This window comes from Polaribacter sp. SA4-12 (assembly GCF_002163675.1).
In the GTDB taxonomy this organism is placed as follows: domain Bacteria; phylum Bacteroidota; class Bacteroidia; order Flavobacteriales; family Flavobacteriaceae; genus Polaribacter.
In genome coordinates this window covers 3,924,604-3,939,750 of record NZ_CP019334.1, presented here as the reverse complement: position 1 = coordinate 3,939,750, position 15,147 = coordinate 3,924,604, and the positions used below count along the sequence as shown (strand labels likewise).

The 15,147-nt window shown below is 30.4% G+C and carries 8 protein-coding genes; 5 read left to right on the top strand and 3 right to left on the bottom strand.

What is annotated here, in order from left to right:
* The first annotated feature begins 127 nt into the window (after positions 1-127).
* The 3 genes from BTO07_RS16960 to BTO07_RS16950 all read left to right on the top strand — a co-directional run bounded on the left by BTO07_RS16960 (position 128) and on the right by BTO07_RS16950 (position 5,557).
* A complete protein-coding gene (locus tag BTO07_RS16960; protein WP_087522467.1) occupies positions 128-3,322 on the top strand; it encodes a WD40/YVTN/BNR-like repeat-containing protein in 3,195 nt (1,064 codons plus the stop codon).
* Between the two features lie 182 nt (positions 3,323-3,504).
* Positions 3,505-4,812 carry a DUF819 family protein gene (locus BTO07_RS16955; protein WP_087522466.1) on the top strand — a complete coding sequence of 436 codons (1,308 nt, stop codon included), beginning with the start codon at positions 3,505-3,507 and terminating at the stop codon, positions 4,810-4,812.
* A gap of 40 nt (positions 4,813-4,852) precedes the next feature.
* Entirely contained in the window at positions 4,853-5,557 is a 705-nt protein-coding gene (locus tag BTO07_RS16950) for a DUF4369 domain-containing protein (protein WP_087522465.1), read from the top strand.
* A 181-nt stretch (positions 5,558-5,738) separates the two neighbouring features.
* Here BTO07_RS16950 and BTO07_RS16945 read toward each other — a convergent pair whose 3' ends face one another.
* The gene (locus BTO07_RS16945) at positions 5,739-6,512 is read right to left on the bottom strand and encodes an XRE family transcriptional regulator (protein WP_087522464.1); all 774 of its coding nucleotides are present in this window, start codon (positions 6,510-6,512) and stop codon (positions 5,739-5,741) included.
* Between the two features lie 529 nt (positions 6,513-7,041).
* Here BTO07_RS16945 and BTO07_RS16940 point away from each other — a divergent pair.
* Positions 7,042-8,286, top strand: a complete 1,245-nt coding sequence (locus BTO07_RS16940; protein WP_087522463.1) for a glycosyltransferase — start codon at positions 7,042-7,044, stop codon at positions 8,284-8,286.
* Between the two features lie 45 nt (positions 8,287-8,331).
* On the top strand, positions 8,332-12,525 hold the full coding sequence (locus BTO07_RS16935) for a phosphodiester glycosidase family protein (protein WP_087522462.1): 4,194 nt from the start codon (positions 8,332-8,334) through the stop codon (positions 12,523-12,525).
* A gap of 202 nt (positions 12,526-12,727) precedes the next feature.
* Here BTO07_RS16935 and BTO07_RS16930 read toward each other — a convergent pair whose 3' ends face one another.
* Positions 12,728-13,642 carry a dimethylarginine dimethylaminohydrolase family protein gene (locus tag BTO07_RS16930; RefSeq protein WP_087522461.1) on the bottom strand — a complete coding sequence of 305 codons (915 nt, stop codon included), beginning with the start codon at positions 13,640-13,642 and terminating at the stop codon, positions 12,728-12,730.
* A 67-nt stretch (positions 13,643-13,709) separates the two neighbouring features.
* Positions 13,710-14,996, bottom strand: coding sequence for a citrate synthase (locus BTO07_RS16925; RefSeq protein WP_087522460.1), 1,287 nt, complete (start codon positions 14,994-14,996; stop codon positions 13,710-13,712).
* Positions 14,997-15,147: the final 151 nt, after the last annotated feature.

Genomic DNA, 15,147 nt, shown 5'->3' with positions numbered 1-15,147 from the left:
TTAATAATATCTTCTTCTTCTTTGTAAAACAATAGCAACAAAACTGTTAAAAAACGCTCAATTTTTATTGAGCGTTTTCTATTTTGTATCTTGTTCGCATCAAACTTAATTCAACAAAACTCATACTATGAAAAAACTATTCACACTCCTTTTTTTAGGTGCTACTTCCCTACTCTTTTCTCAAGAACTTTCTATGGATTTGGTAAAAAACATGAAACCAAGAAATATTGGTCCTGGAGGAATGTCTGGTCGTGTAACTTCTATAGATGTTGTAGAAAGTAATCCTGAAATTATGTATGTTGGCACAGCTTCAGGTGGAATTTGGAAATCTACTTCTGGTGGAACAACTTGGAAACCTATTTTCGAAAAAGAGTTAACAGCCTCTATTGGTGCTGTTGAAATTCAGCAATCAAACCCAAGTGTAATTTGGGCAGGAACTGGTGAAGGAAACCCACGAAATAGTTTAAATGGTGGTTTTGGTATTTATAAATCTTTAGATGCTGGTAAAACTTGGCAATCGATGGGATTAGAAAAAACACGCCATATTCATCGTGTAATTATCGATCCAACAAATCCTAATATTGTGTATGTTGCCGCAATTGGTTCTCCTTGGGGAGAGCATAAAGAACGTGGTGTTTATAAAACTGTTGATGGTGGAAAATCTTGGAAACAAATATTATTTACAAACATAAAATCTGGAGCTGCAGATTTAATTATGGATCCAACAAATCCTAATAAATTAATTGCTACAATGTGGGAACACAAACGTGATCCTTGGTTTTTTAAATCTGGCGGAACAGGAAGTGGCTTATACATTACACATAATGGAGGAGAAAATTGGAAACAAATAACAGAAAAAGAAGGTTTTCCTAAAGGTGAATTAGGTAGAATTGGAGTTGCAATTGCGCCCAATAATCCTGAAATAATTTATGCTTTGGTTGAAGCTAAGAAAAATGCACTTTACAAAAGTGAAGATGGTGGTTTTAAATGGCAAAAAATAAATGACAAACCCGGTATTGGAAATCGTCCTTTTTATTATTCAGAAATTTATGTAGATCCACAGAATGAAAATAGATTATATACCGTTTTTACCTATATAAATGTTTCTCAAGATGGCGGAAAAAACTTCAAACAATTAATGCCTGCTTATAATGCAAATAATGGAGTGCATCCAGATCATCATGCTTGGTGGATTCATCCAACAAATGGTAAATTTATGATTGATGGAAATGACGGTGGATTGAATATTACAAAAGACGGTGGTAAATCTTGGCGTTTTATTGGTAACATTCCTGTGGCACAATTTTATCACATAAATGTGGATAATGAATATCCTTATAACGTTTATGGAGGAATGCAAGATAATGGTTCTTGGAGAGGTCCTGCTTATGTTTGGAAAACACAAGGAATTCGTAATTCTTACTGGCAAGAAATTAGTTTTGGCGATGGTTTTGATGTGATTCCAGATAAAGACGACTCAAGATATGGATGGTCAATGAGTCAGCAAGGTTTTGTTTCTCGTTACGATTATAAAACAGGAAATAATTACGGTGTAAAACCAACTCATAAAGATGCGAATGTAAAATTACGTTTCAATTGGAATGCTGCAATTAACATAGATCCTTTTGATAATTCTACTCTATATTTCGGAAGTCAGTTTGTACATAAATCTACTGATAAAGGTTTAACTTGGAATGTTATTTCACCTGATTTATCAACCAATAATCCAGAAAAATTAAAACAAGCAGAAAGTGGTGGTTTAACGATGGATGCAACAGGAGCGGAAAATCATTGTACTATTTTAGTAATTGAACCGACAGTTTTAGAGAAAGATGTTTTATGGGCTGCAACAGATGATGGACAAGTTCACATCACTAAAAACGGCGGTACTAGTTGGACTAATGTTGCTAAAAACATAAAAGATTTACCTGCTAATAGTTGGATTACTCAGATAAAAGCATCAAACAAAAACAAAGGTGAAGCTTTATTAGTCGCTAATGATTACAGACGTTTTAATTATACGCCTTATGCATACAGAACAAAAAATTATGGTAAATCTTGGCAACGCATTGTAGATGAGAACGATTTACAAAGTTATGCTCTGTGTATTATAGAAGACCCAATCAATAAAAACTTACTATTCTTAGGAACAGATGATGGTTTATACATTTCTATAAATTCAGGAGAAAAATGGACAAAGTGGACGAATGGTTTTCCTACAGTTCCTGTTAAAGATTTAGTAATTCATCCAAGAGAAAATGATTTAATTATTGGAACTTTTGGTAGAGCTGCTTGGGTTTTAGATGATATTAAGCCTTTAAGAACTATTGCGAATGGTAATATTGCTTCTAAACAATTAGAGTTGTTTGAACCTCCAATAGCCTATCAAGCAGCAACACAACAACCAACTGGAAGTAGATTTGGAGCAGATGCAATTTACCAAGGAGAGAACAGAAAAAGAGGTGCAATTATTTCTTATTATATAAATAAACCTGAAGATGAAATAAAAGAAAAAGGAGACAAGAAACAAGACACTAATAACTCTAAAATAAATAAAATTAAATACGATTCTATTAAACTTGAAATTTTTGACGGTTTGAAAAAGATTAGAACTCTAAAATTTAAAACACCTAAAGAAAACGGAATTCACAAAACAACTTGGTCTTTAAGAGAAAGAGGAGTTGCAAGAGCGTCTAGAACTATTAGAAAATCGAGAAAAGAGCCTTCTGGAGTTACTGTAAAACCTGGAACATATAAATTGAAGATGACTTTTGGTGATGCTATTTCTGAACAAAATATTAAAGTTGAGTTTGACCCAAGGTTACAGATTTCAGAAACTGCAATTAATCAGAAATATAATGCTAGCAAAGAACTTGAAAAACAGCAAGAGAAAATAGCGAGCATTGTAAAACAATTAGTTGAAAGTAAAAATATAGCCACTTCTATAAAAGCTGAATTATCTAAAGAAGAAAAAGAGAAGTATAAAAGCGAGATAAAGTCATCAACAGACATTATTAAAAAAATTGATGATTTAATTGCTCTTTATTTAGGTAAGGTTGATAAAAGACAAGGAATCACTAGAAATCCAGAAATTACAGTTAACCAACGTTTTTCTTTAGCAAGACGTTATGTTGGTTCTAGATTTAGTGAACAAACTTCTACTGAAAAGACATTAATAAATCAATTTAAAGAGGAGTTAAAAAAAGCTTTAGAGCAAACAAATACTTTTTACAAATCAGATTGGAAAACCTATAGACTACATGTTGAAAAAATTAAAATTTCACCATTTAAAGAAACTACAATTTATAGTATCAACGAATAAAATGTAAATACAATTCTAATCATTTATTAAAAAAAACTACCTTTTATAAAGATGATTAAAACTATGAGAAATTAAAACTAAAAATTAGGCTATTTTTACACAAAATTATCTAAAAATGGTCTTCATAAATTATAACTAGGCATAATTTTAAACACAGATTTTACTAAAAAAACAATATAAATATGACAGCACCTATTATTACAAATGATGCAATAGTTTTTGGGATTTTAATGTTATCACTCGGATTCGTTTTCTATACAGAAAGCAAAACCAGTGGTTTCTGGCAAAAATTTCACAAAATTGTTCCTGGTTTATTTATGGCGTATTTAATACCTGCAATTTTTACAACAGCAGGAATTATATCCCCAGAATGGGAAACGATAAATACTGCTGGAGAAACTGTACACGGTGAATCGCAGCTTTATTATGTTTCTAGTCGTTTTTTATTACCCGCAGCATTAGTCTTAATGACTTTAAGTATTGATTTAAAAGCTATTTTTAACTTAGGTTCTAAGGCTTTAATTATGTTTTTTACAGGAACTGTAGGAATTATAATTGGTGGTCCGATTGCTATTTTATTAATTTCAATTTTCTCACCAGAAACAGTTGGTGGAGCAGATTTTGATGCTGTTTGGAGAGGGCTTTCTACACTTGCAGGAAGTTGGATTGGTGGTGGAGCAAACCAAACTGCTATGTTAGAAATTTATCAATACAATCCTCAAAAATATGGAGGAATGGTATTTGTTGATATCGTTGTTGCTAATATTTGGATGGCTATTTTATTAATAGGAATTGGTAAAAAAGATAAAATTGATAAATGGCTTGGTGCTGACACTTCTGCTATTGAAGATTTAAAGAAAAAAGTATCTGCCTTTTCTCAAAAAACAAAAAGAAACCCTTCATTAACCGATTTGATGATTATGTTAGCAATAGCATTTGGTACCGTTGGTTTTGGGCATTTCGCAGCATTACATTTAAGTACGTTTTTCGAGAATTTAGTTGCTGGTATTGAATCAGGAACTTGGAGAAATATCTTTACCTTTTTAGGTTCTGGTTTCTTCTGGTTGATTAGTATTTCTACAATTGTAGCTATTATTTTATCGTTTACAAAAGCAAAGAATTATGAAGGTGCAGGTGCTAGTAAATTAGGGAGTATCTTTATTTACGTTTTGGTAGCAACTATTGGTATGAAAATGGATTTAGCAATGATTTTTGACAATTTAGGTTTAATTGCTATTGGTCTTGTTTGGATGACAATACATGCAGGATTATTAATTTTAGTTGCCAAACTAATTAAAGCTCCGTATTTTTTCTTAGCTGTAGGTAGTCAGGCAAATGTTGGTGGAGCAGCTTCTGCACCAATTGTAGCACAAGCTTTTCATCCATCTTTAGCAACTGTGGGTGTTTTATTAGCCGTTTTTGGTTATGCTATAGGGACTGTAGGAGCAATTCTATGTACCATTTTATTAGAATTATCAGCTACACTTTAAATAAAAATCAGCATATTTGCACACGAAAATTATAGTTTACATGAAGAAAATTATTGCTATTGTAGCATTATCAATTTTAGTAATTGCTTGCAATTCTAAAAAAGAAGGAAATATGATTGTTCAAGGAACAATTAAAGGATTAAAAAAAGGAACTTTATACCTACAAAAAATGCAGGATACAGTTTTGGTTTCTGTAGATTCAATTGCTTTATTAGGTGATGATAAATTTACATTAACTGATGATGTAGATTCTCCTGTACTATATTATTTAACTTTTGATGGAAATACAACTAACAAAAGAATTTTATTTTTTGGTGAAAAAGGAACAATTACCATTAATGATAAAGTTGAAAATTTTGGTTATTCTCCAGAAATTTCTGGATCAAAAAATCAAGAAATTTTAGATAAATACAATAAAATTAAAAGAAAATTTCAGAATGAGCGTTTAGAGTTTATCAAAAAAGATTTTGATGCAAAGAAAGCGAATGACGAAGCATTGGTTTTTCAATTAGAAAAGGATTATAAAAAACTAGCTAGAAGAAGAGTTTTATTTACTACTAATTTTGCAATTACAAATTCAGATACTGAAGTAGCTCCATATATTGCACTTACAGAAATGTATGATGCAAGTTTAAAAATGTTAGATACTGTAAATAGTTCTTTATCAGATAAAGTTAAAACATCTGATTATGGAAAACGTTTTCAAGAATATCTTGATAATATCAAAACAAAAGAGGAAAAATAATTTTCCTTTTAGCACATAAAAAAAACTGAGCAATTTGCTCGGTTTTTTTTATGTGCTAAAATATGGTTTTATACACTAAGTTCTAGATATTCGTTAATTCGTATTTATCTTAAATGATAAACAATTAAAATACTAGTGCTTTTTTATTCCCTTTTAAAGACTTCTATTTAAATTAACTAATCTACAAAACAACTTTCTTTAAAGCTTCTAATTCCACTCCTAAATCATTAAACATACTAATTATACTACTCAACTTTAATTCATGTTCTTCATATTCTTGAGTATTAATACTACAGGTAAATTTCCATAATTCTAATACTTCAGAGATTGGCACTTCATAAGGATGATAAGTTGGGTTATCTGGCTTTAATAAAAAGGATTGCTTCTCCTCTACTTGATTATGCACTCTTTTGTATGTCATTCCATCATCTTTAGTTACAACAATATAAGAATGACCACTTTTTGCATTTTTAATATCCTCTACAAATTCTGCTACCAAGTAAGAACCATCTTTCATAGGTAACATAGAATCACCTTTTATTGGGAATGCCCTATGTTTTCCCGTTGGTAAAAAAGGAAGTTTAATTTTTTCTAATTGCTCAATATACTCAGGATCATCATAACCTAACAGATAACCTGCTGATGCTTTTGCAGGTACAACTTCTATTAAATTTTCATTATCACTATCTACAGTTATTGGAAACAACACTCTTTTATTACCAACTTCTATAAAAGAAGCGTCTGTAGCTTTTGTTAAATCATTTCTGATAAGAATGTCAATCTGAATTTTGAAATAGTCAGAAAAGTCAATTAGAAAGTCTATTGTAGGCGAAGATCTATTCTCTTCATAAGAACTTATTCTTGATCTTGTAACCAATAATTTTTCCGCCAAAGATTCTTGCGTTAGCTTTTTAAGAGCTCTTAAATGTTTTATGTTTTTTGATAAATTAGTCATACAGCTACAATATTAAACAATAAATGTATGTAAATGTAGCTAAAAGAATGTGGTGAAAAAATATTTTTTAGATTTTAAATTCAGATATTTTTTCTGTCTGCTCAGAACATTTGATTTGTAGCTATTTACAAAAAAAATGATACTCTTAAGTTTTTTGATTGATGATAGGCGTTGCTCCTTTTGGCTTTGGTATAAGAGTAATTAAGTCATCTACATAATCACTCCCAGAACAATTAAAACATAGCAATGCAACAAAATTTGGCTATAAATAAACTAGTTTTAGAAAAGAGTTGTAATTGCTATTTCAGACCTTAAAATTGTATTTAAAAAAAGATAAAAAAACGATTTTTTTGATTAGCGTAATTTTCAAGTTATAGATTTAGCATTATAGTCATAATGAATTTAACGATTACCAACAAAATATCAACAAATTTGATAATTTGATAATTTTTAAAACAAAACCTTTCGAATTCTTTTAAGTTTTACGCAAAAACGTATATTTATCTCATACGAACTTTATATAATTTATATGCGAATAGGTATTATTATTGGAAGAATAGGCGGTGTTGATGGTGTAGCGCTTGAAACAGAAAAATGGATTGATATATTAAAAAAACTAGGTCATGAAGTGTTTATAATGTCCGGAGAATTTGAGTCTTGGAACATGGATTATGAACATCACTATCTTTATCCAGCTTTATCTTTTTTTTCGGTGGAAGCTGAATGGGGACAGCGTAAAGCATTTTACGAACCCGATAAAGACCCAGAACCATTACTAGAGCATGTTGAAAATGCTTCTAACATAATTTACCAAGCAATGTTGCAATGGGTTTCGGATAAAAAAATTGAAGCTATACTTTCAGAAAATGCTTCAGCATTACCCTGTCATTTATCCATGGGAGTTGCAATTAAAAAACTGATTTTAGAAACTGATTTACCTATTGTAACACACGATCATGATTTTCATTGGGAACGCGGTGAACGTTATGTTTCGGTTCACCCAGAAATCAACCAATATGTAGATGATAACTTTCCATTGTTACTGCCAAATGTAAAACACGCTGTCATTAATACTTTTGGAGTAGAAACGTTTAAAAACAGGTTTAATATTGATGCTACTTTGGTACCCAATGTTATGGATTTTAATCGTGTTTATGGTGTTCCAACTCCAGAAAACCAATTCTTCCTTAGAGATATAGGAGTTACAGAAGATGAAATTGCATTATTACAAGTTACACGTATTGTAAGACGTAAAGGTATTGAAACTGCTATTTCATTAATTGACAAACTAGATGATAAGAAACTAAAATTGGTTATTACTGGAAATAATAATGATGATGAAAACAAAGAATATTATAATGAGTTGATCGATCAAATTCACGATTTGAATCTATCCAATCAAGTAATATTTGCAGCACACAAAGTATTAGACCATAAAGATCTATCGGATGTTTATGCACACGGTAGAGCGTGTACTTATTTTAGTACTTACGAAGGTTTTGGAAATGCTTTTGTAGAATCTGTACTTGCAAAAAAACCAATATTTGTAAATAATTACAAACCTGTATACATGCAAGACATCGGTAATAAAGGTTTTGAAACCGTTATGACGGAAGACGGTATTCTAACGAATGAAAAGATAAAACAAATGTCCAACATCATTTATAATCCAAAATTATGTTTAGAAATTGGAGAATATAACTTTAACCTTGGTAAAAAATATTTCTCATATGATGTACTTGAAGAAAAATTAACTAGCCTATTTACATTTTAAGAAACTAAAGAACAATTAAAACAGTAAGAATTTCAAAAACTTTAAATGACGAATACAAAAAGAGCAAAAATTTCAAACATATTAAAAGAACTAAAAAATGAAAAAATAAATACTTGGTTTGATTTAGGACTATTTATTGATAAATTTAAAGAACAAAGTTCCAAATCGGCTTTTAAAGGAGATAAGAAATCCTTCGATACGCAATTAGAAAAAGGAGGAATCGCTTTTTTAACTTTTTACTTTACTATAGATGGTATTACAGTCGAAACTGAAAAATACGCCAAGACTTTTAAGAGTCTTTATCCCAATATTCCCATTCATTTTGTAGCTGGGGATATAAAGCAAGAAGCCGATGAGCTAATTCCAAAAGATGCCTTTAGAAAAGTAATCCCAGAAATGGAAGCTTTTGATGCGTGGCCATTATACGATGATTTTTTTAGAATTAAAATGGAACGCGGTAGTACCGAGTACAATAATCTTATTGGTAAGTTTTGGAAAGAAGTGTTAGTTCTTGTAGAAAAATTAGGAAGTTATATTGAAGAAAATGATATTTCTGTCTTGTATTTAATCAACGTTTGTTCCAACCCAGGTAATGTTTCTTTGGCTTTGGCTACTGTTCTAATTTCTGAATATTTAGGAATTCCAGTTATTAATAATAACCATGATTTTTATTGGGAAGGTGGTAATAGAACCGTAGATATTAAACAGAAAGGTCTCAAAAAAGGACCAAGAGATTTCTTTTTTCACAATGCACATGTTGGTGAATTCTTCTCTCTTATTGAAACGATATATCCATGGGAAAGTCGTTCTTGGATGAATGTAAACATCAATAAAATTCAACAAAACCACCTGATAGATATCAATGGTCATAATCCTGCAAATGTTGCTTTGTTAGGAACAGCGGTAGATACCAAAATGCACCAAATGAGTAAGCGTGATATTATCAAAGCGTTTATGCAAGTTTCTACTATTTTTGCAAATAAAAAAGAGACAATAACCGTACACAAAGTTGCAGATCATACTACAAGTGAACGATCATTAAAACCTATATTGTTTGGTTACAAAACCGTTCAAAATTTTGATTTTGTAAATAATAACATTGTTTTTTTACAACCAACACGAGTTATCAGCAGAAAATCTATTGAGCTAAATTTTAAACTTATTAAACGCTTATTTTCTTACGATTCATTTGCAGAAAAATTTCTTACAAATCCACAATTAAAACTTTCTTTAATTGTTTCAGGACCTATTCCTCATGGTCAACAGAATTATTATCACGACTTAAAAAAAGACTTTAAAAACTTCCTAAAAGACCTTCCAAAGGAATTCAAATCCAGAGTACTACTTGGATTTTTATTTAGTGAATTTGATAAAAATGATTTTAAGAAAAAACACAAAAAACCATTAGATATTGAGCAACTATATGATGTTGCTTCTTTAATTTTATTACCAAGTCAGACCGAAGGAAGAGGTTTGCCAATTATAGAAGCTGCAGCTTGTGGAACTCCAATATTTTGTAGACAATACGAGCCAAGAGAAGTTTATGATGAAGTTATCGGTCGCCATTTAGATGCATCTTTACGTTTAAATGTTTTAGAATTTAAAGGTTCTAAAGTTCCGAAACAATTGGCTGAAAAAATATGTGATCACGTGTTTTATCCTCAAAACAGAATGGTAGATGTTACACATAACAGAAGCGTTATAAATAAACGTTACAGTATAGAAGCGCTACAAAAAAACATGCAATATATTCTAGGAAGAATGCATTTGCAATTAGGGGCTATTTCTAATGAAGTGAACTCACAAGTGGTTAGTTTATTAGAAGAATACAAAAACATGGTAAATTTCGAAAATGAAGATTTACATGCTATTCTTAATAAAAAAACGAGACATTATTTACCCGGTTATGGAAGATTGGCATTTATGACCTATTTAAAATCTTTGATTGATCCAAGTTTTTTTAGAGTAGAAGAACAACTCATAAAAGGAAAAGTAATGAATTATGCCAGAATGATGGAAAATGATATTCCAGACTTGGTAAACACCGATTTAGAACTTATACATACTTATTATAATGCCATTGATGATATTTTTAAACATGTTGATGGAGAGCTTACAATAAGACATGATCATGCCTTATCATACAGACATAGAAATAAAAAGAAATTTGCTTATCAACAATTTACATATCAAGAAGTAACAGGTTTGGTAAATATGATTTATAGCGATGTTTTTAAACCAGAACATCTACCCGATTTAACCTTGGCACCACAATTTTTTGCTGATTGGGAATTGGCATTATTTCAATTGACAAATAGTAAGTTTTTAGGAATTGATGATAGAAAAATTTTAACAGAAAAATTAAAAAACAATGTTCCAAAAGGATATTTCCCTGGGCGATACATTAAACATGAGTTAGAATATTTTGTATTACAACCTATTCGTGCCCAACTAAAACTTAAAATTGAAGAAGAACTTACGGAGGAAGTACTTAAAGATAAAGTACAAGAATTAGAAAAAATCTATATATTTATTCACGAGCCAAGAATTACAAAATGGTTTTCCAATGCCAATATTAAAGAATATTTAGAAAGTGGAAAAGAGCCAGAATTAGGTTTATTATTTAAAACTGGTGTTGTTCAAATCATAGAAACGAAACAATGGTCAGAAGGTGTCCATTTCCCGCAAATGGGAGAAAAAGCTATTAAGATTTTACGAGATATTAAGGAAGCAAATGGTTTTATAATCACCAATGGCGAGTATGCCGCAATGATGACTGATATTATAGAAATAGATCATTTTCATATTGGAAAAGTATTACATACAATGACTTCCAAAATAATGGGAATCCCAAAAGATAGTGGATTTATTCAGTTTGTACCAGCAGCAGTAAGAACTACATTAGCTTTTCCAACTCCTATTCAAACTGCTAAAGATTTTGATACAGTTTTAAAAAGTGATTTATGCAAAACACTTAAAGACAAACTTGGAGAAAAAAAATTATTGCAACTTATTTCTAAAGATGCTATTGAAAACGGAACTCCTATCGCGAAGCTATTAGAACAAATAAATGACAGTTTAAAAGAAACCAAAACTGTAGAAAAAGTAAAATCATCCTTTGCTGGAGGCGTCTATGAAGATGGATTACCTTGGAGCGGTGTATTAGCCGAAATTGACACCAAGCAACACAAATGGAAGTTTGCAGCACATATTGCCAATAAAGAACCTAAAAATGTCCCTGCACTCATCAAGGAATATCAAAAGAAAAGCAAAAATCCTAATAAAATTGAATTAGCTTGGAATGGTGGTTATATCTTAAATCCTGAATTGGTTGGAAAACTAGGTTTGCCAGAAACGTACATTGGGTCTCCTTTAGGATTATTAATTATGAATAATAAAGTCTTTTGTCCACCACTTTTTAACAAACCTGCTTTTATTATCTATAAAAATGGTGATGTAGATATCAGAAAAGTAAACAGCAAAGCAGGGTTTATTATAAAAAGTAAACAAAAAAATCTAGTATTTTCTTCTAGTTACTATAATAAACATAGTATTACAGAACCTTGTTTTTATGACTTATCTTATACCGAAGAAACCATAAAAGGAAATGGAAATGTTATTATAAGAATAGCAGGAAATACAGTAAAGCAAATTATTAATACGAAAGTAAATGAAACGGTGCCTGTTATACCGGTAGGAATCACGTTATCGATACCTTCTTCTTTGTTTTCTAAAGATGTTTTTGCAGAAGGAATTCCATTAGATATTCAGTTATTAGAACCCGAAACCAATCCTTATAATTGGAATGAAATATCATATGCAATTGAAGCTGGACCAATGCTAATTGATGGTGGAAAACAAATTTTAAATATGGAGAATGAAGGCTGGAAAACATCTAACTCAATTAAAACACAAGCAGCTAGATTAGATTTTACAGATATGCGTGGACCTAAAATAGCGGTTGGTATTACAAAAGAAGGTAAACTTATGGTACTTATGGTAAACGGTCGAATAAGAGAATCGGTGGGAGCGACACATTTTGACATGGTAGACATTCTTTTAAAATACGGAATGGAAAAAGCGATGGGATTTGATCCTGGAGGAAGTAGCACTTTAGTTGTAGATGATACGATTATGAATATTTCACCTTATAATAAAAATTATGAAAAAGACATTTATTCATTGCCCCCAGAACCTCGTTTTGTAGCCAATGCGATCATAGGATGGATTGATGAATAGTTTTTTTTATGATTGATGATAAGCGTTGTTAGTTATGCTTTATTATTAGAATAATTAAATCTATCAGACAATCTTAAAATTTAAAATCTCTAAATAAAAAGTTACAGACAACTTATTATTTAGAGACTTTATTTATTATAAAAGCTACTTACAAAAAAAATAATTTAACATTTTCACTAATAAGAAAGGCAAAAAACCGAACTTAATCTCTTATCAATGGTAAAGTAGAACAGCGTAATAAACCTTCTTGTTTGGCTATTTCAGCATAAGGAACTTCTTCTACAGTAAAGCCATTATTTCTTAACCATGTGTTTAATCTAATAAAGTTTTTTTCTGAAATGATAACTTCCTCAGAAATTGAAAAAACGTTACTATTCATATTGTACATTTCTTCTTTCGTAATTTCAAAAACATTTTCTTTTCCGAAGAAATTAACCAGCCATTCATATTCACTTTCAACTAAAAAACCGTTTTTATGAAGAATTGCTTTATCTTTTCCTATAGGCTGAAAACAACAATCTAAATGCAATGCGTTTTCTTTTGCATTCGTATTCGATTTTCTTAATTCAAAAGACTTAACTTTTTTATTAGGAAATAATTCTTGTAAAGCAATTACTGCATCAATATTTGTACGTGCAGTTATATAATCTGCATAATCACTACCAGAATAAGTTCCAATAAAAAGATAATCATTCCAAGGCATAACATCACCACCTTCTACATGACATTCTTCTGGTAAAACAACAACCTTTTCTGGATCTATTTGATAAATTATTTCTCCTAGAGCTTTATATTCCCTTTCTCTATCAGGAAGAATATTAGCTTCAATAAAGATGTCATCAATTACAAAAGCAATATCTCTAGAAAATATTTGATTATAATTCTCAATTACTTCTGGTCTAAAAACCTGAACATTATATTTTTTAAAAACGGCAGCTAAAGCTTCCATTTCTAAAATCATATCTTCCTCTTTAGGATACGTACCAGATAAAACATGCTCAACACTCTTAGGGTCGTAACAATCTTCTACTTTAGGAACACTTCCATTACTTTGTGCTGTTCCTAAAATTACGGCTCTTAATCTTGAAGTTTCGTTTTTAATATTTAGTTTTAACATATATGTAGGGATAAAAAAAGCTTCATAAAATTATGAAGCTTTGTTTTTTTTGTAAATATAATAAAAATTATCTTTTATTTAACTCTGTAAATTCTCTATAATTTTCTCCTGTATAAATTTGACGTGGTCTACCAATTGGCTCATTGTTAAGACGCATTTCTTTCCATTGTGCAATCCAACCAGGTAAACGTCCTAAAGCAAACATTACAGTAAACATTTCTACAGGAATCCCCATAGCTCTGTATATAATACCTGAATAGAAATCTACATTAGGATATAATTTTCTTTCAACAAAATAAGGATCACTTAATGCTTCTTTTTCTAATCCTCTTGCTATTTCTAAAATAGGATCATCAACACCTAAGTCATTTAAAACTTCATCTGCTGCTGCCTTAATAATTTTAGCTCTAGGGTCGAAATTTTTATAAACTCTATGTCCAAATCCCATTAAACGGAAAGGATCATTTTTATCCTTCGCTTTAGCCATGTATTTCTTAGTATCTCCACCGTCAGCTTTAATAGCTTCTAACATTTCTAAAACGGCTTGATTTGCTCCACCATGTAATGGTCCCCAAAGTGCAGAAATTCCTGCAGAAAGAGAAGCAAATAAACCTGCATGAGAAGAACCTACTATTCTTACAGTAGATGTAGAACAGTTTTGTTCGTGATCTGCATGCAAAATTAATAATTTATCTAATGCATTTTTAATGACAGGATTCATTTCAAAATCTTCATTAGGCTGTTTAAACATTAAGTACATAAGGTTTTCTACATAACTTAAAGATTTTCTTCCATAATTTAAGTGTAATCCTTTTTTCTTACGCATTGTCCAACCAACTAATATTGGAAATTTACCCAAAATTCTAACGACAGCTTGATACATGTCTTCTTCAGAGTGAATATTAACAAAAGCTGGATTAAAAGCTGTTAAAGCACTCGTTAATGAAGACAAAACTCCCATTGGATGTGCTGTCTTTGGAAATGCTTCCAAAATTTTTCTAACATCATCATCTACCAATGAATGATCCTTAATATCTTTCTTAAATTTATCTAATTGTTTTTCATTAGGTAAATCTCCAAATATTAAAGCATAAGATACTTCTAAAAAATCTGCTTTTTTAGCTAATTCTTCAATAGAATAACCTCTATATCGTAAAATTCCTTTTTCTCCGTCTAAAAAAGTAATAGCACTTTCACAAGAACCAGTATTTTTATAACCAGGGTCAATAGTTATCACTCCATTTGTTGCTGCTCTTAATGTTTTAATATTAATGGCAACTTCATTTTCTGTTCCTTTTACTAGTGGAAATTCGTAAGATTTATCTCCTATTATTAATTTAGCCGTATCTGACATTTGGTGATGGTTTTTTCGTGTTGTTTAGTGCTACGAAGATAAGATATTTTACAGTATTTTGAAAGGTTGTTCTAATAGATTTTAGATATATTAAGATAACCTTAATTTATGTATGAATTCCATAAAAAAAACCTCATAATTTCTTATGAGG

What these genes read in the sequence shown, in the direction of transcription:
- BTO07_RS16930 (WP_087522461.1), bottom strand. Translation starts at nt 13,642, where the DNA reads ATGTTAAAACTAAATATTAAAAACGAAACTTCAAGATTAAGAGCCGTA.
- BTO07_RS16960 (WP_087522467.1), top strand. Translation starts at nt 128, where the DNA reads ATGAAAAAACTATTCACACTCCTTTTTTTAGGTGCTACTTCCCTACTC.
- BTO07_RS16950 (WP_087522465.1), top strand. Translation starts at nt 4,853, where the DNA reads ATGAAGAAAATTATTGCTATTGTAGCATTATCAATTTTAGTAATTGCT.
- BTO07_RS16945 (WP_087522464.1), bottom strand. Translation starts at nt 6,512, where the DNA reads ATGACTAATTTATCAAAAAACATAAAACATTTAAGAGCTCTTAAAAAG.
- BTO07_RS16935 (WP_087522462.1), top strand. Translation starts at nt 8,332, where the DNA reads ATGACGAATACAAAAAGAGCAAAAATTTCAAACATATTAAAAGAACTA.
- BTO07_RS16940 (WP_087522463.1), top strand. Translation starts at nt 7,042, where the DNA reads ATGCGAATAGGTATTATTATTGGAAGAATAGGCGGTGTTGATGGTGTA.
- BTO07_RS16925 (WP_087522460.1), bottom strand. Translation starts at nt 14,996, where the DNA reads ATGTCAGATACGGCTAAATTAATAATAGGAGATAAATCTTACGAATTT.
- BTO07_RS16955 (WP_087522466.1), top strand. Translation starts at nt 3,505, where the DNA reads ATGACAGCACCTATTATTACAAATGATGCAATAGTTTTTGGGATTTTA.